Raw genomic sequence first — 17903 nt, 5'->3', positions numbered from 1 at the left:
ACTCCCTCTATAAGTTAAAGTTTCCCCTTCTTTAACATCTTCTCTACAATTTGTACGTTTTTCGAACTTTGTAATAAACGATTTAATACTGTAAGTAACTCTTCCTTTTCTAAATCTTTCAGTTTCTCTTTTACCGTACTTTCACCAGCACCTTGAATATCATAAACAACTGCCGCCATATGCTTGCAAAGATTCTCATAAGGACACTCGCAGCTACTTTCTGTAAAATCTTCAAGGTCAATAATTACTTCATAATTTCCTGCATTTCCAGTAACGAAAGCAAATATTTTCTTATCGTGTATTTCAACATCTTCTACATGTCCATCTTCATAATATTCGTATCCTCTATCTACAATGTATTTCGGAATCCATTTCGTTATATCCTGTAATAAATAAGCGTACATAACAACACCTCTTCCTTTAATTCCCTTTTGACTTCCACAACCCCTGCATGTTATTCTAATAACTGTCAAATAGCAAGTCTATATGACAAAACGACTGACACCTATTCGGCGGAGGTGTCTCTTTTCATTTGCAGCCGATATGAAGTGCCTCTTTCAGGCACATTCAATCTTTGACACTACACACTCAACACCATTCCCTTGTATCAGGCTGCTTAAGCAGTCTTTTACTCTACATACTTCAAAAAAAGAGAGCTTAGCTCCCTTTTCCCGCCTTATAAAATACCCCTTTTTCAGTATAGAGATATTCATCAGCTAATGTAATTTTCCCATCCAGTTTCAGTTCATCTAATAGTCTTGATAAATAAAATTGATGTAACATCTTTTTCGTGAATTTTCCTTCATGATGCGAAACGATATGTTCTTGAATATCTAACAATGATATTGGCTTATCTTGCTCTATCATATATTCATAAACTGTACTACGCAGTTTTACGTATTTTTCGAGTGTCACAGTACTTCGCAACCCCTTTCTTCTTAATATAAATTTTCGTAATCGGTTTTTTTGCAACAAAAAAACCTCTCCGATAAGAAGAAGTTACGTATATATCTTCGTCTTATCTCCCAGAACAAATATGTTCTGCTGGAATTAGCACCTGCATCGCGGTTGCTGGGTTTCATCGGGCCAGTCCCTCCACCTCTCTGGATAAGAAAATATTCACTTAATTCTTACTATACGTAATTTCATTCTAATTGTCAAACAAATATAACAAATTATATTTTGTTCCTTACTGTTCATACTATACATATATGAATATGCAAGGAGGATTATGAAATGCACGAAAATGCTCGCGGATATGTCCAAAATTCTTTTCAATCATTACAAGAAGCAAAACATTGTTTAGAAGAAGCGCTACAGACTGTTGAAAAAGATTTTAATCGCGCTCGTATTGAACAATCACTTTATGCGATCGAACAAGCTATTCAACGTTGTGATTACACGGTTCATATTTTAGAACAAGATTGAAAAAACTTCCCATCATAAGGTGGGAAGTTTTTTCAAATGGCATACTTCATAATTATTACCGTTATAATTAAAAAATATACAGAAAAATGCTCCTTACAATATGTAAGAAGCATGAAAGAGGCAAACGAATATGTAAGTCGCGACCCTACCTTATATGAGTATGCTTTTCTATACCATGTTATGCTTATCTAATATGCCGTATTTCTTTTTAAATCTCGTAAGAATCGTAATCCAAGACGTACTAAATAATAGTAAGAACACAACATTTGAAATTGCATGGCTCAAATCGAAATAAAAACTTGCGATATAATACGAAATGACTGTTTCCCACGTTGCTTCACGTATAAAACCGAGAAGCCCCCAGAAATTCATGATCCAGCCAAATAAAAAGCCCACGAAGAACCCGTATAGTAGTCTCCCCCATAACTTTTTCATTAAAAACGTATTACGAAGTAAGCCTGCTATAAAACCAATCATACCCCATGAAAACATTTGCCACGGCGTCCACGGACCTTGCCCTAAAAAGATGTTAGACACAATCGCCGCTGTTGCCCCGATCATAAATCCAGTTTCGCTTCCAAACACAATTGCAGAAACGATAATAACAAAAGAAGTCGGTTGTACACTTGGTAAAAGAGAAAACGGTACACGGCTAACTGCTGCAATTGCCGCTAACACGGCAACGAGAACAATTTCACGTGAAACAAACACCTTCCTTTCAAAACGGATATAGAAAGGTAACATAATAACGACTAATAAAAACAAACTACTTAACATGTAATAACCATCCATGATAAGTGTAGTAAAGAGTAATGTACCTATTATAACTGCAAAAATACATATTATGAATGCAACATATCGTTTGGACACGCTTCGTACACATCCTCCCACGTTAATGCATATGGCAATTCTTTTCGAATGAATCGATTGATAGATGTTGTATAAAAGAAGTTTCCACTAAAAAATTCTTTCGGTGCATCATTCATAATGACTGCTCCGTCAAATAACATCATACATTGATCAACGTATTTCGCTGCAAACTCAATATCATGCGTTGCCATTACAATTGTTGTACCTACTTTTTGCAGTTTTCTAAATAGCTCTCCTACTCTTTCTTTCTTCCACGGATCTAATCCTTTTGTCGGTTCATCAAGTAGTAATAAAGTTGGCTTTGTTAATAACGTTGTACATAATGCAAGTAGTTGTTGCTCTCCCCCGCTACAATCATGTGGATGGCGTTCTTTAAGTGCATATAGCCAAAACTTTTTAAGCTGATGTTCTGCTATTTCTTTTCCTTGTTCTCCGTATAATTCACGTGCACGCTCATACACTTCTTCCCACACTGTATCAAATGTAAAATGATAATACGGATGCTGTGATACATACCCAATACTTTTAAATCGTTCTTTCGAATCAATTTTATGTATCACTTTCCCATTCCACTTTACTTTCCCTCTTCTCGCTTTTTGTAACCCCGCCAAAATCGTTAACAGTGTAGACTTCCCTGTCCCATTTTTCCCAACGAGTGCTACCCATTTTCCTTTTTCAATCGATACGGTTAAATCTCGTAAAATAAGTGGACTATTTTTTTCATATTGAAAAGATATATGCTCTGCACTTAAAATAACTTCGTGCTTTTCACTTTGTGCTATTGGCTCATTCACATAGGATATCTCTGAAAAATTATTCAGTTTCATTTGCGCTTCTCGCACTGTAAACGGAATATCTTCCACGTTCCATTCTAAAAATAATCTTGGAATTTGCGGAATAAATGGACGGAATTTTTCAACTTCCCACATGTTCGCTATAACCGTTTTAGGATTTCCATCATACACGATTTGACCATTATTCATACAAATAACACGTGTAGCAAGTGGTACCACCTCATCTAAACGATGTTCACTTAAAACGATCGTAATGCCAAGTTCTTCGTTAATTCGTTTTAACAATCCTAAAAACTCTTTCGCAGCAATTGGATCTAACTGCGCCGTTGGTTCATCTAATAATAATAATTTCGGCTGCATAACTAATACCGCAGCTAAATTGACAAGCTGCTTTTGCCCGCCAGATAACGTATGAACAGATTGATGCAATAAATCTTGAAATCCTAAGAAGCTAATAAGCTCTGCTATTCGTTTTTGAATAATCTGTGATGGTAACCCGATATTTTCTAAAGAAAATGCTAATTCTTGAATGACCGTATCCATTACGAGCTGATTTTCTGGATTTTGAAATACCATACCAATTTCTTGGGCAGATAACAAATCCGGTACATTTTCTAATAAAGTACCATCATAATATGTATCCCCAGTACGCTTACCAATTGGAAGTAATTCTTTTTTAAAATGTTTTAATAAAGTCGTCTTCCCGGATCCTGATCCTCCAGCAAGTGTAATAAACTCTCCTTTTTGAATAGAAAGAGAAATATGCTGTAACGCATATTCGTTTTCATCAGCATATACAAATGATAAATTGTTCATTTCTGCATGCGCCACCATATCCACTCCCTTCCTTCCATTATAATTGGTAGACTAATAAACATCGTAAATACGCCAAACATCATTCCATCGTATTGCTGAAATAGAATAGATTCGACTTTCGGATAAATGATTAACTTTCCTCCGCCATACGTACTACATATAATAGCAATGATAAGTAGAATACTTAAATAACTGAGCGTGTACCAATCTCGTCTTTCCATTCTATACCGAATATATGTCGTACGCTTCGTTACACCAAATCCACGGGCTTGCATAGAATCTGCTGTTTGCAGCGCATCTTCTAATGAACAAATTAATAATACTTGCAGCAATTGCATACCATTTTTCACTCGTTCCACAATTGAGCCTGCATCTACTTGTACACCTTTTGTCTTTTGAACGAGTGTTATTTTCTGTAATCGCCTCATAAACAAAGGAACAAATCTCACTGTAATCATCGTTAACAATGCCACTTTCGGTGAAATTCTAGAAAACAAATATAAAAATTTATGACTTGAAATAATATCATTATACGAAGCAAACGTAAACATAATCGCAACTAGTAATAACCCCATTACTACTCCAAACATAATCGCCTCAAGCTTAATACGGCTATCACCTAACCAAAATAATGTAGTTCGACCTCTATGTGTTAATAATGAATTAAATAAAATGACCATAAAAAAGAAAACGATTGTGCTCGGTAACATCTTTCTTATCTTTTCGCTATTCCCTTGCATCACATTGATTATAACGATTAATAGTATTGCTCCAATTAAAAAAAGAGGATGAAGACACATCATACATAGTATCATCACCCCGATATAATAGAAAAAATTCACAAAAGGATGTAAAGAAGAAAAACTTATTTTCATAGTCCTTTACCGAATGCCTTTCTTATTTTAATACATACACCCACTCGATTGTATCTCCTGGCTTCACTGTCACTACACCCGCACTATGGTTTGGAAACGAACCGTTCACACGATATTTCCATCCACTAGTAGCTGTAATATCTTTTTCATATAAATCATTAATCCCTTTTACATAAACATCGCCTTTAGATCCACTCGCATCCACATCTAAACCTGTACGCTGCAATACTTTATAAACAGTATCGCCTTCTTGTACATCCATTTTTTTCGCACCTAATAAGTACCCTTTATCACCTTTTACTGAGATAGTGACTTGTTTTGCTTGTGGTTTAGGTGGTTCTGGCGGATTAGGTGGCACTGGTTTCGGTGGTGTTGGAAGAGTTACGTCTTTTCCACCTTTATTCGGATCCTCTTTTTGCTCCTGCTTCGGTGTTTCTTTCGGTTGATTCACAACCTTCGCTTCTTCTTTTACTTCTGGTGCTTTCGGTTGCTCTTGTTGTTTCTCTTCTTGTGCTTTTTGCTGTTCTGGTTGCTTAGCAGCAGGCTGTTCCTGAGGTTTCTCTTCTTTCTCTTCTTTCTTTACTTCCGGTTGTGCCTGCGGCTTTTCTTCTTTCGGCTTCTCTTCTACTTTTTGCTCTTGTTTCTCTTTCTGCTCTTGTTCAGCTTGTTTTTCCTCCGGTTTTTCTTCCGGTTTCGCTTCATCTTTTTTCTCTTCTTGTTTTGCTACCTCTTCTTGCTTTGGTTCTACTTTCTTCTCAGGCTTTACAGCTGCCTCTTCACATCCAGCAAGTAGCCCAAGTGAAAGCATTAAAGAAATAAACCACTTCATCTTACTCATGTTGTCTCTCACCTTTCATATTAAAAATTAGGAGCAAATGATTGCTCCTAATTTTTGTTAAGCTGCTTTACGTCTCCATAATACATATGCAGAAGCAATACATAATACACCCATACCTACTTCTGTAGCTGCACTATGAGAAGATGCTCCTGTTTTTGGTAACGTACTACCGTTTCCTGACTTTTTGCTTTTAACCGGTTCATTATCGACAACAACTTTTAGAGTGTCATCTTTCGTTTCTTGTTGTACTTGCTTTTGTTCTTCTGGTTGTTCAATAACTTCTTTTTCTACTACAACATTTTCTGAATCCACATTTGGTTTCTTATCGATTTCAGGAACAGATACAGTTGACCAGTCATAAATCGATTTTTCAAGATCTTTAAACTGAAGTAGTGCTAATAACGCTTGCTCTGTAGCCATTCCGCTACCGTTTTGATCACTTGGTAACCATTTGAATTCACCATTTTGAAGTTGATATGACAGTAGATTTTGCACTGCCTTATGTAGACGGTTTTGATCTACATCTTTCACAAGTGATAGTCCAATAATTGCTTGCGCAACACTATTAGAGTTTTCTTGTCCATCAGCAGAAAAACCGCCATTTTCTAGTTGCTCTTTATATAAATAGGCAACAGCTTTTTCTACAGCTGTCTTCACATCTGGTCGATCTTGATATGGAGCTAATGCTGATAAAACCATACCTGTTACATCAACGCTACTAGCACTGTCTTTACTGCTTGCGCTATCGTAAGTCCAGCCGCCATCTGTATGCTGTGAGTTTAAAAGCGCATCTACTAAAGCAACTCGATTCCATTTTGAATTCACTGGCACTTCATATTTCTTCGTATCAAATGCAAGTAAAGCAAATGTATAACCTGTAACAGAATTTACTTTATCTGATTCATACAATTTTTGAACTAAATTATGTTCGCCAACCTTTGTAGGGTCTGCTTGCATTGCATTCATCATAATAATCGTTCTAGCTAAATCTGTCGCTGAAAAACGGTTAATGCGCTTTTCTACTTTTTCAGTTACTGACTTAACATAATTTAATTTCGCCTCAATTGGAACATTCTTTCCAGAAAGAGAAAGGCCTAAAGCTACCCAATCACTTTCAATTCCATCTTGTAACATCTTTTCAGATGTCTTAGAGATCGCGTCATTTACTTTCGCTGCTGGAACTTGAATGTTCTCTTGCTTTGGTTGTTCTATCTTTTCATCATTTGTTTTTGGTTCTTCTGGTTTTGGATCATCTGTCTTTGGTTCTTCTGGTTTTTCTTGTTTTGGATCATCCGTTTTTGGATCATCTGTTTTTGGTTCTTCTGGTTTTGGGTCATCTGTCTTTGGTTCTTCTACAGTTTTACAAGTACCAAATTTATCTAATGTTTGCTGTAATGTTTCCTGGCTCATATTGCTCCAGTCTGCAACAAAACGAAAGACAACAACATCTCCAGACTTTAATTTATAACTATCTGCTCCAACTTCTGCAGATTTATCATTTACATCATACAACCAGCCGCTTGTGTCCCCAGCCATTAAGCCGTCAATGCCTTTAACATACGTTCCAAACGACATCGTCTCTGCTGTTACTTTGTCCCCCATGACTTTTTGCAGCAAACTTAAAGCTGTTTCCCCATCTGTAATTTGCTCTTCTTTCGGGCATAACATAATGCCCTTTTGTGATTCACCAATAATTGCAAGTTTTGCTGTATTTCCTTCAGCAAACGTAATATGTACTGTATTCGCAAAAGAAACAAATACGAGTGTAACTGCCATTAACGACGTAAGCAGCCATTTTTTCAACATTGCCATCCCAAAATTTCCTCCCTTACTACTATTCACACAAAAAAAGACCCTTCAAGGGCGTGCAATTGACACTCTTTTTTTGTAAGTGTCGAACAAACTGTGCAACACCTCCTACCCACATCATTCGCGGCTATATTTGTATAGGAAAAATAATTTTGTTTATGAACGTATCATTGTGATAACATTCACTTTTCTAGGCACTACTTACTTCCATTTCAGTTATCGTAAAACGATAAACCTATACATTCTGTTAATTATAAATTTCTGTATTATTTTACTATTGACAAAGAATTTTGTCCATGCTTTATCGGATTTATTTTCTAAGAATAGTAACTTACTAACCATTAACGATGCAAACTCTTTTCACTAATAATGACGCCATCTTCATCCACATACACATATTCATTCGGCTTCCATTCAACTTGCCCAAATTGCAATGAAATATTTCGTTCTCCTTTCCCTTCTTTTACACTTCTATTCGGCATTGTCCCTAACGCTAAAATACCTATATTAATGTTCTTTAGTTCACTAGAATCACGAACGTATCCATATACAATAATTCCTGCTAGCTTTCTTTCCTCCGCAATAGCTGCCAAATTATCACCGAGTAACGCACAATTCGTAGACGCTCCGCCATCAACAACTAATACCGTTCCTTCTGGTAATGTTTGCAACCCTTCCTTCACTAGTACATTATCATCCTTCACTTTCACCGTTGCAATTTTCCCGTGAAATTGTTCTTTCTTCCCAAAAGATCGAAAAGACTGGCGACATATTTGTAATTCTTTTTCAAACTCATCACATAGATCCGTAGTTTTCCACATCTTTTTCCCTCTTTTCCTTTTACTTTCTATTTAACATATTCTTGGATTATTTTCGTTTCCCTGTCTATTGTTGCGATAATTTATATATGCAGGAAAAGGACACAAAAACTATTGCCTTAAGAAGCCACCTTTATTATAATCTATTTCACAGATAAATTTCAGAATATTAAAAATTAATTAGGTGAAAAAGGAGGGGTTTTATGCAATTACAAACTGAAGTAAAAAAACAACCTAGTAAACGAAAGTTTAAAATGCCTGATGCGTATGTACTACTATTTTTTATTGCTTTACTATGTGCAATAGCTACTTATTTCGTTCCTGCTGGAGAATTTAAAAGAGTTACAAACGGGACTGTTACGACGACAATACCAGGAAGTTATCATTCTGTTCCACAATCGCCAGTAGGGTTTGTTTCTTTTTTTACTGCTATTGAAAAAGGAATGACACTTGCTGCTCCGATCATCTTCTTAATTTTATTTACGGGTGGCGCTATTGCGATTCTTGAAAAAACAGGTGCTCTTGACGGTTTAATCTATCATGTTATTAACAAATTTCGTAATCAGCAATTACTTTTCATATGTATTGTCGCCGCACTCTTTTCCATTCTCGGAACGACTGGCATTATCGTTAACTCAGTTATCGGCTTTATCCCCATTGGCATCATCGTGGCACGCACATTAAAATGGGACGCTATCGTTGGCGTAGCAATTATTTATTTAGGCACTTATGCTGGTTTTAATGCTACTATTTTATCTCCCTCACCTTTAGGCATTTCACAAAAAATCGCAGAACTTCCGATGTTTTCGGGAATTGGTTTACGTACGGCAATTTATATCTCTTTTTTTATGGCTACCATTCTATATATTAATTGGTATATAAAACGCTTAAAACAATCGAATAAAGGAAGCCTACTCGGCGACAACTGGTTTCCAAGTAATGCTCTTTCAAGTGAGAAAGAACTAGAGAAAACTGAAGTTCCTTGGACAATACGTCACAAATTAATTTTACTCGTTTCGGCTTTATCGTTAATTGCATTTTTAATAGGCGCTTTTCGTCTCCATTGGACGGACGCAGAAATGACCGCTACTTTTATTTTCATAGCAATTACAGCTGGAATAATAGGTGGTATGAAAGCGAACGATATCGCTTCTACTTTTCTAGCAGGCTGCCAAAATCTCATATACGGTGCTTTGATCGTCGGAATGGCTCGTTGTATTTCAGTCATCTTAGAACAAGGCAAATTACTTGATACAATCGTTAACCAACTCGCACAGTCTCTCGAAGGACAAAGCCCTGTATTTGGCGTTATCGGCATGTATGTAAGTAGTGCCGCATTACATTTCCTCATTTCATCGGGGACAGGAGAATCTGTTATTTTCATTCCGATATTAGCTCCATTAGCTGATTTCATGCACATTACACGTCAAGTTACAGTACAAGCTGTTATGCTTGGAGAAGGTGTAGTAAACTGCCTCAATCCAACTTCCGGTGTTTTAATGGGCGTACTCGCAGCGAGCGGCATTTCTTACGGCAAATGGATTCGCTTCATGGCTCCACTTGCATTCATTTGGTTTATCATCGGACTTATTTTTCTTATTGTTGGTGTGAATATTGAGTGGGGACCGTATTAAAAGACTCATATTATACTTTACTTAATAAAATATCGATTCTATTCTCCAATCCTATAAAGATCACTTATTCTAGTATAGATATAAACAGGGATTGATCATAGTGATCAATCCCTTCTCTCAAAGTAAAATACCTTTAAGTATTTTACTTCCAAATTTTATTTACCCATTCCGGATGATCAATAAAGGGATTACGATTATGTTGATATTTCGTAAAAATCACTTCATTACGCTTTCGCTCTAAATCATCTACAGGGTCTTGTTCATTCCATTTTAGTAAAACGGATAGTTTGCCCATGTATGGATCTTTATTATTATTCACCTTTTCATTTAATTCTAAGTCTATTTCTCCGTTATCTCCTTCATAACGAACAGCCATGTAAAATAGCATTCTAGCGATATCTCCTTTTACACTATCACGAGGTTCCCAAGAATCACTATCATATTTACATTCTGTCGCTTCCGAATGATTCACACCACCATTATCAAAATCCAGATTTCCACGTGAGCTATTTACAGATACATCCGTCGCTCTTAAATGATGCAAATCTGTTCCAGCTCCTGCAGTCGTTCCAAAATCACCGTGAGATTTTGCCCAAACATGCTCTCGGTTCCAATTATCAACTCCTGAACCATTCGTAAGTTTCCCTTGCGAACGCCCAGTATATAAGAGTATCACATTGTTTTTATTATTTGGATCTTCATCAGTATCTCTTAGTGCTTCCCAAACCGCACTGTATGATAACTTTGTATGATCATCAATAATATTATGAAGTTCCTTCTTTAACTCTAAACCCGTTTTTCCTATTGCATTATTATAATATGTATCATCATAGCTTTTTACAGTAATCTCTTGTGGTGATGCAGAAGCTACTTCACCGTGTATGATATCTGTGAATGATAGAGATGCAGTACTTAAAATAAAAAATGAAGATAGTGTAACCATAGCAAGCTTTGTATTTCGAAACTTCATATACCCATTTCCCCTTTAAAATATAATTTGAAGCTATTAACTAAAAAATGCTTTCTAACCCCAAAAAACTTTTAGAAAGCCATACCCATCCTTTTCTTTTTATTTAATACAAAACTCTATTGAGTCTGTATTATTTCCACACTTTTGGTTTATCTACTTCTCAACGAATATCCTTCTCTAGTAAAGATTATTAAAATATTCTTTACAATTAAAAAGTAGTTTAATGTTAACTTATAAATTTCAATTTTTTCATGCAATTATGCATATTTGATCAATCGTTCGACTTTTCCTTTTTCTATAATTGTCTTTATTTTTTGGTGTAAAACCCTTCTTCCTCTGAAAAATAAGTACAAAAATAGATTGGATACCATGTAAGGCACCAATCTATTTTAATTAAAGAAACTTTGGTAATTCTGAGTTCACAACACATTGCGCAGTAATGATAACATTTTTATATTGAGACAGAACTACTACTATTTATTTGGTATCGAATCTATATACTTTTTAACTACTTCATATACATATTCTTGATTTGCCGCCGCTGTATTTGGATTGTATTTTCCGCCGTTTGTTTTATTGTTAGATAATACTCGAATCCCTAAAAATGGTACGTCATAAGCTTTTGCGATTTGCGCTGCGGCAGCACCTTCCATTTCTTCAACAGATGTACCGTATTTTGTATGGAACCATTTAATTCTATCAACTTCATTATTCCAAAGATCTGCTGAACCTATAGTCCCTTCAACCACTTTACCTTTTGTATATTTATCTTTTACCGCATTAGCTGCTGCAAGTAAATCCTTATCTCCCTCGTAGTATCGGATTTTCTCAGCATTTGGATCTTCTCCTGCACTTCCTTCAGAAGCCATTAAGTCCATTGAAATCCATTTTGTCGGTTCAATCCCTTGATTCTCATCCATATTTGTTGTTTTTAATGAACCTATGTTTGCTACTTGTTTTCCTAAAACAATATCAAATACGTTTAAATTTGGATCGTGTCCACCTGATGTTCCTTGGTTAATAATCGCCTTAGGCTTATATTTTTCAATAGCCACTGCTGTAGCAGCTGCTGTATTTTCCATTCCTTTACCTGTTTTCGCTACGATTACAGGATAATTATCGACAGTGCCTTTATAAAATACGAAAGTTCCAGACTTTTCTTCTTTCACATTTTTCAACTTTTTTGCAAACTTTTCAGCTTCTATCGGCATTGGCCCTTGAATTAAGATTGGTTTTTGATTGTTTTTTGCCTCAACTTGTTTCGGACTCGCATTACATCCCGCAAGTATCGAGAATGACAATGCAACAGTAGTTACTAGGGCAGCACATTTTTTCAACGTATTCTTCTTCATAAATAATCTCCTCTTTCTCTTGTTGTTTTCTATACTCGATACTTTTGGTCCAAACAAAAAAGTTCTAGAAATTGTAGAAGAATCTCTACTTTCTAGAACTACGATAGTCAAAGTTAATTAAGCATAAGGTAAAACAAATGCAAAATTATAGATCGATAGCGCTCATTGAACAGCACGGCCGAACACTTTAACCCGTAGTCCAGTTCTTTCATTGGGAACTAGGTAGAAACGCTCGGACCATATTACCGAGTATATACGAGTGATGATGTGTAAAATTATTATATTGGTAATATATCAAACTTTTAGTGTGCACGCAATCTAAAAGTGAACATTTTTATTAAAAATGTTTTTAATGTTCGTTTTTAATAGGTTAATTAATCATATCCCCCATTTTAAAATGGAAAATATCACAAAAAACTTACAACCCAAATACTAAACTAAATCCGCCTACAACAACAGACCTTGTACCAACAATTAATCTTCCTCACTTCCGCCTAATATTGAGCTGGAAGTCTTATTCCCCTCATATTGCGAGATAAAATTCGCACTTATCCAATTCACAATTATTTCTTCTAGCATCGGGTGAAGTGGCTTTCCCGCTCCCTCTTTATAGTTCTTTTGAAGCTCTAATACTTTAAAATCTCTTTCAAAACTTTTTAAACTATGATCCATATTTTTTGCTACATGTACCTCAGAATCACCTTTCACATAATGACCAATTCGCTTCGCTTTTTCTGGATCAGCCTGAATGTCTTTATCACCAGCGATTGCTAGTACTGAACATGTTACTTGTTTTAAATCTTTATAAATATAGTTCTTTCCGTTCAGCCAGCATTTTATTATACACAAAGCGTATACATCCGAACGTTTTACGTATGAGATGTGCTTGTTCTTCTGTGGGATACAGACGAAATTTGTACGCCTTATTCTGCTTTGCCATATCCATTCACCTCATTTTTCGCTTCATTTCCCATAAGCTATGACGGTAATCACACAACCTAAAAGATTATTATCTACTTTCATTGTTATACCAAACGTTACCTCTTATAAGACTGATTATATCAAGGGCGAAATAAATAGGAAAACCAAATGTTTGGCTACACCAAACCGAAATTCATCTCCCGCCTACCGCTAGACTATCGCCTTTCACACGCCCCAGGAAGGAGACTCCTTTCGGATAATACGTTAAAACTATGCAACTCTCTACCTAGTATTTCACCGTTATCTTATAATAATGACAAAAAAGATTGATTATAGTAATCAATCCTTTTTACTTTCACCGCTCAAAACTAAATCTCTGCATCTAATAAATTGTACTCATTGTCAAAAGAAGCATGGATTCTATGTCCACCAAATACATCTCCATCATTATATTCGCAATATATATCATTTTCTCTAATTACAATGTCCATAAGAGTAATAGATTGCTCAAATGTTTCTTTCGTCATATCATATTCGCCTGCATCTACAGCATCCCAATCTAAATGTTCATCATTCTCATCATATTCAGGCCAAAAATCATTTTTATACTCTATTAATTCTTTCGCTATAGCGACCTTAGCTTTTTTATCAAATTCTTCTAAACATACATAAAGCTTTTCTGCTCTTTTCATCATTTCATGTACATGTACAAGCTCTTTTCCAATATCCAATCCCCAATGTACTTTTCCTTCGTTTTGTTCATATGTATGAAAAGTTTCATTAAAGATAAACATTCCAATTAATTCACTTTTTATTGATTTTTCCATGATTTCATTTCCTTTCTATCTGTGAAAAAGAAACTTTAATTAGCTTGATAGGCATGTGAAGATCCCCTTGCCTATCAAAGGTATCCCAAACTAGATTTTAACCCTGACTTTTTAGAGACATAAATAGTCATGATATGAACTCACTTTTGGTTTTCGATAATTTTTTTGTATTATTCTTTATGAAATGAACAAATAAGGCGATTAAAGGAAAAGCTGCTCCAATGAGTAAAGTTACTTCACTATTAAATTTATAGTACGTATAACTTCCAACCCATGAACCAACGGCTCCCCCCAAAAAGAAGATGGTCATATATAATCCATTCAGTCTGTTTCTTATCTCGGGATTCAAACTAAAGATAACTTTTTGACCTAATAATAAATTTCCTGCTACACCAATATCGATGCAAACGCCTGAGATAAGTATTAATATCATACTAAATAGTGAATGATCTTGAACAAAAAATAATAGTATGATTGATAATAATACAAGCGCCATTGATACATTAGTCATTGTAAAAATATAACCTTTATCTGCTATTTTACCAATAGTAGGAGTTAATAAAGCTCCAGCTATTGCAACAAAGCCAAACAATGCAATTTCATTATTTGAGTAATGTAATGGTTCTGCCCTTAATAAAATTGGAATAACTGTCCAATAAAGACTGAATGTCGCGAATAAACATGCGTGATAAAAAGCTCTTTGTTGTAACGATGAAGTATGTATTAATAGTTTTACCATAGAAGCTATTAAATTTTGATATCGCATGTTACTAGTTGATACCACTTCATAGTCGGGTAAAAATTTTATAATTAACAGTAAGATAACAACTAAGACTATTAATGAAAAAACGAATACCATTCTCCACCCGAACCAGTCAGCTATTCCGATAGATAATGGGCGAGCAATCATAATGCCAATCAATAAACCACTCATTACTTTACCGACATATTTCCCAGTCTCTTCAATAGGCACAATCCTCATTGTTAGCGGAACTAACATTTGAGCCGCACAGGCTCCAATACCAATTATAGTGGTTAATAGTAAAAAAATAATTCCATTTGTCGAAATTAGCGTACCAATTAATGAAAGAATAGTTAGCCCGATAAGAATCCCTATTATTTTCTTACTTTTAAATAAATCTGCCATTGGTACGATAAAAAACAATCCCAATCCATACCCAATTTGCGTCAAAGTAGTGAGCAATCCAGATAAATCCGAGGAGATATTCAAGTCTTTTGCAATGAATTGTACAATTGGTTGTGCATAATAAATATTTGCAGCAAGTGAGCCACAACTAATCGCCAAAATAAATATTAGAAAATTTGTCTTGTTATTCAACTTTACCATTCCTTTCTTTTTCGGAACGTCCGTTCCGAAATCATTAAAAAAAGAAAGACTATAGGTCTGCAATAGTCTTATCCACTAGACGATAGGCTAAATTTTTCTCTTTTTTATATTTGGACATTACATTCAGGCTATGATTTAAACTTAATAAAGAATATGCAACTAATTCAGTATCAGCCTCTTGTGAAATTTCCCCACTCCTTTTTCCTTCTTCAATGACTTGCTTAAATACGTTTTCAAGTTCATTAAAATCATTTATAAGTATTTCTTCTATGGCAGGATCAATTTGTCCAATAAGCAGTGAAGAATTTGTTATTATACAACCTTTTGGAATTTCATCTGAATAACATTTTTCAATATGTTGATAAAAAAAGGATGTAAGTGATGCTTTCGTGTTTATCCCACTAAAAAGTAAATTTCTCTTTTGAGAGCCATAGTTTTTATAATGTTCCAAAACTAGTTTAAATAGTGCATCCTTATCTCCAAAACTATCATAGAGAGTAGATCGACTTATACCCATCGTCTCAATCAGATCTGATATATATGTAGCATCATAACCTTTCTCCCAGAATAAATGCATCGCTTTATTTAAAGCATGTTCTTTGTTAAAACTAATCTTTCTACCCATTTAACAACACCCCCTATTATATAATTTAGTATAAATATTCCGGAACGGTAAGTCCACAAAATATTTCAAAATTAACTCTTCCGTTAGAAGGTTTTATAAATTTATTAATACAAATCAAAAACACTTGAAGTTGACGTTGGGTCATTTTATATACTGTTAAGTAGCTACTATTTCGCAATTTCATAAAAGAAATTAGAAAAATAGGAGGTTTTTAGATGCAACAAGGCGATATTATTATTTATGGATGTGTCATTATAGGTGCAGGGATCGGACTGACATTGGATTATGCATTTCCTGGTGTACTAATTGGATTAGGATCAGGTTACTTACTTAAAAATCTTTTTAGTAAAGAAGAATAGATGTGGTATGAAGAAAATAATCGTTAACGATAAAATCTTAACGTTCAGAAAGGTAGGTTTATCAGTTGATACACATTAATAAAGTTGGAGAACTGGCAGGCGTTACAGTAAGGACACTGCGTTATTACGATAAAATCGGATTATTAAAACCAGCATCAAAAACAGAAGGTGGCCATCGTTTATATACAAATGAAGAAATAAAAAAACTACAGCAAGTTCAATTTTTAAAAAAAGTTGGATTTCCGTTACAAGAGATTAAAAATATGCTCGACTTCAATGAATGGGATTGGTCGGATAGTTTACAGAATCAATTATCTTATGTAATAAAAGAGCAGGAACATTTAAAGAAAATAGAATTATCCTTACGGGAATTGATAAATGGAATTGCGATAGAAGGAGAAGAAAGCTGGATTGCGATTCAGAAGATTATGCAATTATCCAGCAAAGATAAAGATATACAACAGTATTATCGCGAATCTGTATTTAAAGAAAAAGAAATAAAATTATTGGAAAAGGTTCCTAAAATGTCAAGTGACTGTTCTGATTCACTTGAATGGATTGCTCTCATCGGCCAGTTAAAACGTTATATGAAGGACGGTCCAAAGGCAACAAAAGTTCAAAATATCATGAGAAGAATGGAGGAAAAACGCTTAGAAGAATTTGAAGGTGAGGATGAATTTCTAAATAAGCTTTGGGAGATAAGGATGTCTCCCAAACAATCAGAGAAACTTAGTTTATACCCAATTGATCAAGATGTGCTTCAGTTTATGAACGAGGCATATGCCATTTTTATGAATGAAAAAAATAAGCCTGAGCCGAAATAAGGGGAAATCACGATGGGTACAGAACAACTTCTCCTAATAGGCGGATTAGCTATATTGGACACGCTAAGCCCTACTACAATAGGAGTAACAATATATCTACTTTTAACAGATAAAGAGCGTCTCACGAAACGTTTATTCGTTTATTTATTGACGGTAGCTGGATGTTATTTTGTTGTTGGAGTTTCACTCATGCTAGGGTTAAATTTTTTATTTGAGATTATTTCTGGCGTATTTCAAAACCGAATCGTAAGCTGGACATTATTTATTATTGGAGCCCTATTATTCATCGCAAGCTTTTATATTCCACCAAAGAAAAGTTCAAAGCTCCCTTCACCAAAATCAAATAGCATTCTTTCAATAATTGCACTCGGATTCACTACTACATTAATTGAAGCGGGAACTGCCTTTCCTTATTTTGCAGCAATTGGCATACTAACTACTTCTAATCTATCATGGGTAGAATGGTCTTCTATTTTAGCTGGATACAACTTTATTATGGTATTGCCCTCTCTCGTGCTATTTCTCTTCTATCTCCTGTTTGGTCGGTGGATGCAAAAACCTCTCGAGAGGCTCCGAATGAAAATCGCTAATAGTACAGGATCAGCTCTGTCATGGATTATGTGTATAGTTGGCTTCCTCTTAATATTAAATAGCCTGGATTATTTATAGGGTGTTTTACCAAAGTATTAGAAAAGATCTTATTAGCTCAAAAGTGATGTTAAACGAATTAGAGAATTTACAATAAGGAAGGGATTATTATGCTCGAAATTACTAATGTAGAAGAACTTACACCTA

The 17903-nt window shown here is 35.0% G+C and carries 18 protein-coding genes, 2 pseudogenes and 2 riboswitches; of the genes and pseudogenes, 5 read left to right on the top strand and 15 right to left on the bottom strand.

Annotation, left to right across the window (positions count from 1 at the left end; genetic code table 11):
* Positions 1–14: 14 nt before the first annotated feature.
* Positions 15–404, bottom strand: a complete 390-nt coding sequence (locus AC1Q8N_RS23435; protein ID WP_098047983.1) for an SWIM zinc finger family protein — start codon at positions 402–404, stop codon at positions 15–17.
* A 253-nt stretch (positions 405–657) separates the two neighbouring features.
* Positions 658–975 carry a hypothetical protein gene (locus tag AC1Q8N_RS23430; protein ID WP_002096439.1) on the bottom strand — a complete coding sequence of 106 codons (318 nt, stop codon included), beginning with the start codon at positions 973–975 and terminating at the stop codon, positions 658–660.
* A 40-nt stretch (positions 976–1015) separates the two neighbouring features.
* Positions 1016–1114: riboswitch (SAM riboswitch) on the bottom strand.
* Between the two features lie 122 nt (positions 1115–1236).
* On the opposite strand from AC1Q8N_RS23430, the gene AC1Q8N_RS23425 reads away from it, so the two are divergent.
* A complete protein-coding gene (locus tag AC1Q8N_RS23425; protein ID WP_000545003.1) occupies positions 1237–1428 on the top strand; it encodes a hypothetical protein in 192 nt (63 codons plus the stop codon).
* 168 nt (positions 1429–1596) lie between these two features.
* Here the strand turns inward: AC1Q8N_RS23425 and AC1Q8N_RS23420 are convergent, their stop codons facing one another.
* The 6 genes from AC1Q8N_RS23420 to rraA all read right to left on the bottom strand — a co-directional run bounded on the left by AC1Q8N_RS23420 (position 1597) and on the right by rraA (position 8251).
* The gene (locus AC1Q8N_RS23420) at positions 1597–2298 is read right to left on the bottom strand and encodes an ECF transporter S component (protein ID WP_048544603.1); all 702 of its coding nucleotides are present in this window, start codon (positions 2296–2298) and stop codon (positions 1597–1599) included.
* Positions 2271–3926: an ABC transporter ATP-binding protein gene (locus tag AC1Q8N_RS23415; RefSeq protein WP_098633694.1), complete on the bottom strand. Its 1656-nt coding sequence runs from the start codon at positions 3924–3926 to the stop codon at positions 2271–2273. The genes AC1Q8N_RS23420 and AC1Q8N_RS23415 overlap by 28 nt, the downstream gene beginning before the upstream one ends.
* The gene (locus tag AC1Q8N_RS23410) at positions 3905–4783 is read right to left on the bottom strand and encodes an energy-coupling factor transporter transmembrane component T (RefSeq protein WP_098047986.1); all 879 of its coding nucleotides are present in this window, start codon (positions 4781–4783) and stop codon (positions 3905–3907) included. Before AC1Q8N_RS23410 ends, AC1Q8N_RS23415 begins: the two co-directional genes overlap by 22 nt.
* Before the next feature lie 22 nt (positions 4784–4805).
* A complete protein-coding gene (locus AC1Q8N_RS23405) occupies positions 4806–5621 on the bottom strand; it encodes a DUF4430 domain-containing protein (protein ID WP_493521397.1) in 816 nt (271 codons plus the stop codon).
* A 57-nt stretch (positions 5622–5678) separates the two neighbouring features.
* Positions 5679–7433, bottom strand: a complete 1755-nt coding sequence (locus AC1Q8N_RS23400; RefSeq protein ID WP_098847446.1) for a DUF4430 domain-containing protein — start codon at positions 7431–7433, stop codon at positions 5679–5681.
* A 338-nt stretch (positions 7434–7771) separates the two neighbouring features.
* Complete coding sequence (gene rraA / locus AC1Q8N_RS23395; protein WP_098069020.1) at positions 7772–8251, bottom strand: ribonuclease E activity regulator RraA; 480 nt, start codon at positions 8249–8251, stop codon at positions 7772–7774.
* A 200-nt stretch (positions 8252–8451) separates the two neighbouring features.
* On the opposite strand from rraA, the gene AC1Q8N_RS23390 reads away from it, so the two are divergent.
* Positions 8452–9882 carry a YfcC family protein gene (locus tag AC1Q8N_RS23390; RefSeq protein ID WP_098847448.1) on the top strand — a complete coding sequence of 477 codons (1431 nt, stop codon included), beginning with the start codon at positions 8452–8454 and terminating at the stop codon, positions 9880–9882.
* Between the two features lie 142 nt (positions 9883–10024).
* Here AC1Q8N_RS23390 and AC1Q8N_RS23385 read toward each other — a convergent pair whose 3' ends face one another.
* From AC1Q8N_RS23385 to AC1Q8N_RS23355, 7 genes and pseudogenes are all read right to left on the bottom strand, one after another.
* Positions 10025–10852 (bottom strand): endonuclease I family protein, encoded by an 828-nt coding sequence (locus AC1Q8N_RS23385; RefSeq protein ID WP_048544587.1) that lies wholly within the window; start codon positions 10850–10852, stop codon positions 10025–10027.
* A 473-nt stretch (positions 10853–11325) separates the two neighbouring features.
* A complete protein-coding gene (locus AC1Q8N_RS23380) occupies positions 11326–12204 on the bottom strand; it encodes a 5'-methylthioadenosine/S-adenosylhomocysteine nucleosidase (protein ID WP_404519645.1) in 879 nt (292 codons plus the stop codon).
* 175 nt (positions 12205–12379) lie between these two features.
* Positions 12380–12483, bottom strand: a riboswitch (purine riboswitch).
* Between the two features lie 195 nt (positions 12484–12678).
* Positions 12679–13014: pseudogene (locus tag AC1Q8N_RS23375) on the bottom strand (alpha/beta hydrolase); the annotation flags it as partial.
* Positions 13013–13144, bottom strand: a pseudogene (locus AC1Q8N_RS23370) (helix-turn-helix domain-containing protein); the annotation flags it as partial. The pseudogenes AC1Q8N_RS23370 and AC1Q8N_RS23375, both read right to left, overlap by 2 nt.
* Before the next feature lie 349 nt (positions 13145–13493).
* Positions 13494–13952, bottom strand: a complete 459-nt coding sequence (locus AC1Q8N_RS23365; protein WP_048544578.1) for a DUF2262 domain-containing protein — start codon at positions 13950–13952, stop codon at positions 13494–13496.
* Between the two features lie 127 nt (positions 13953–14079).
* Entirely contained in the window at positions 14080–15300 is a 1221-nt protein-coding gene (locus AC1Q8N_RS23360) for an MFS transporter (RefSeq protein ID WP_098048035.1), read from the bottom strand.
* A 49-nt stretch (positions 15301–15349) separates the two neighbouring features.
* On the bottom strand, positions 15350–15925 hold the full coding sequence (locus tag AC1Q8N_RS23355; RefSeq protein WP_048544577.1) for a TetR/AcrR family transcriptional regulator: 576 nt from the start codon (positions 15923–15925) through the stop codon (positions 15350–15352).
* A gap of 215 nt (positions 15926–16140) precedes the next feature.
* On the opposite strand from AC1Q8N_RS23355, the gene AC1Q8N_RS23350 reads away from it, so the two are divergent.
* From AC1Q8N_RS23350 to AC1Q8N_RS23340, 3 genes are all read left to right on the top strand, one after another.
* Positions 16141–16284 (top strand): hypothetical protein, encoded by a 144-nt coding sequence (locus AC1Q8N_RS23350; protein ID WP_001183897.1) that lies wholly within the window; start codon positions 16141–16143, stop codon positions 16282–16284.
* Between the two features lie 65 nt (positions 16285–16349).
* A complete protein-coding gene (locus AC1Q8N_RS23345) occupies positions 16350–17108 on the top strand; it encodes a MerR family transcriptional regulator (RefSeq protein WP_000581359.1) in 759 nt (252 codons plus the stop codon).
* Positions 17109–17120: 12 nt separating this feature from the next.
* Entirely contained in the window at positions 17121–17777 is a 657-nt protein-coding gene (locus AC1Q8N_RS23340; RefSeq protein WP_048544572.1) for a GAP family protein, read from the top strand.
* The last annotated feature ends 126 nt before the right edge of the window (positions 17778–17903 follow it).

This window comes from Bacillus sp. GW823-FHT06B01, assembly GCF_058952315.1.
Note: the sequence above shows the minus strand (reverse complement) of the source record. Positions and strands in the feature narration are given on the sequence as shown.

Bases quoted from the DNA above. Each gene is read 5' to 3' on its own strand.
- AC1Q8N_RS23435 (WP_098047983.1), bottom strand. From the start codon at position 404: ATGTACGCTTATTTATTACAGGATATAACGAAATGGATTCCGAAATAC.
- AC1Q8N_RS23425 (WP_000545003.1), top strand. From the start codon at position 1,237: ATGCACGAAAATGCTCGCGGATATGTCCAAAATTCTTTTCAATCATTA.
- AC1Q8N_RS23415 (WP_098633694.1), bottom strand. From the start codon at position 3,926: ATGGTGGCGCATGCAGAAATGAACAATTTATCATTTGTATATGCTGAT.
- AC1Q8N_RS23410 (WP_098047986.1), bottom strand. From the start codon at position 4,783: ATGAAAATAAGTTTTTCTTCTTTACATCCTTTTGTGAATTTTTTCTAT.
- AC1Q8N_RS23405 (WP_493521397.1), bottom strand. From the start codon at position 5,621: ATGAGTAAGATGAAGTGGTTTATTTCTTTAATGCTTTCACTTGGGCTA.
- AC1Q8N_RS23400 (WP_098847446.1), bottom strand. From the start codon at position 7,433: ATGGCAATGTTGAAAAAATGGCTGCTTACGTCGTTAATGGCAGTTACA.
- rraA (WP_098069020.1), bottom strand. From the start codon at position 8,251: ATGTGGAAAACTACGGATCTATGTGATGAGTTTGAAAAAGAATTACAA.
- AC1Q8N_RS23390 (WP_098847448.1), top strand. From the start codon at position 8,452: ATGCAATTACAAACTGAAGTAAAAAAACAACCTAGTAAACGAAAGTTT.
- AC1Q8N_RS23385 (WP_048544587.1), bottom strand. From the start codon at position 10,852: ATGAAGTTTCGAAATACAAAGCTTGCTATGGTTACACTATCTTCATTT.
- AC1Q8N_RS23380 (WP_404519645.1), bottom strand. From the start codon at position 12,204: ATGAAGAAGAATACGTTGAAAAAATGTGCTGCCCTAGTAACTACTGTT.
- AC1Q8N_RS23365 (WP_048544578.1), bottom strand. From the start codon at position 13,952: ATGGAAAAATCAATAAAAAGTGAATTAATTGGAATGTTTATCTTTAAT.
- AC1Q8N_RS23360 (WP_098048035.1), bottom strand. From the start codon at position 15,300: ATGGTAAAGTTGAATAACAAGACAAATTTTCTAATATTTATTTTGGCG.
- AC1Q8N_RS23355 (WP_048544577.1), bottom strand. From the start codon at position 15,925: ATGGGTAGAAAGATTAGTTTTAACAAAGAACATGCTTTAAATAAAGCG.
- AC1Q8N_RS23350 (WP_001183897.1), top strand. From the start codon at position 16,141: ATGCAACAAGGCGATATTATTATTTATGGATGTGTCATTATAGGTGCA.
- AC1Q8N_RS23340 (WP_048544572.1), top strand. From the start codon at position 17,121: ATGGGTACAGAACAACTTCTCCTAATAGGCGGATTAGCTATATTGGAC.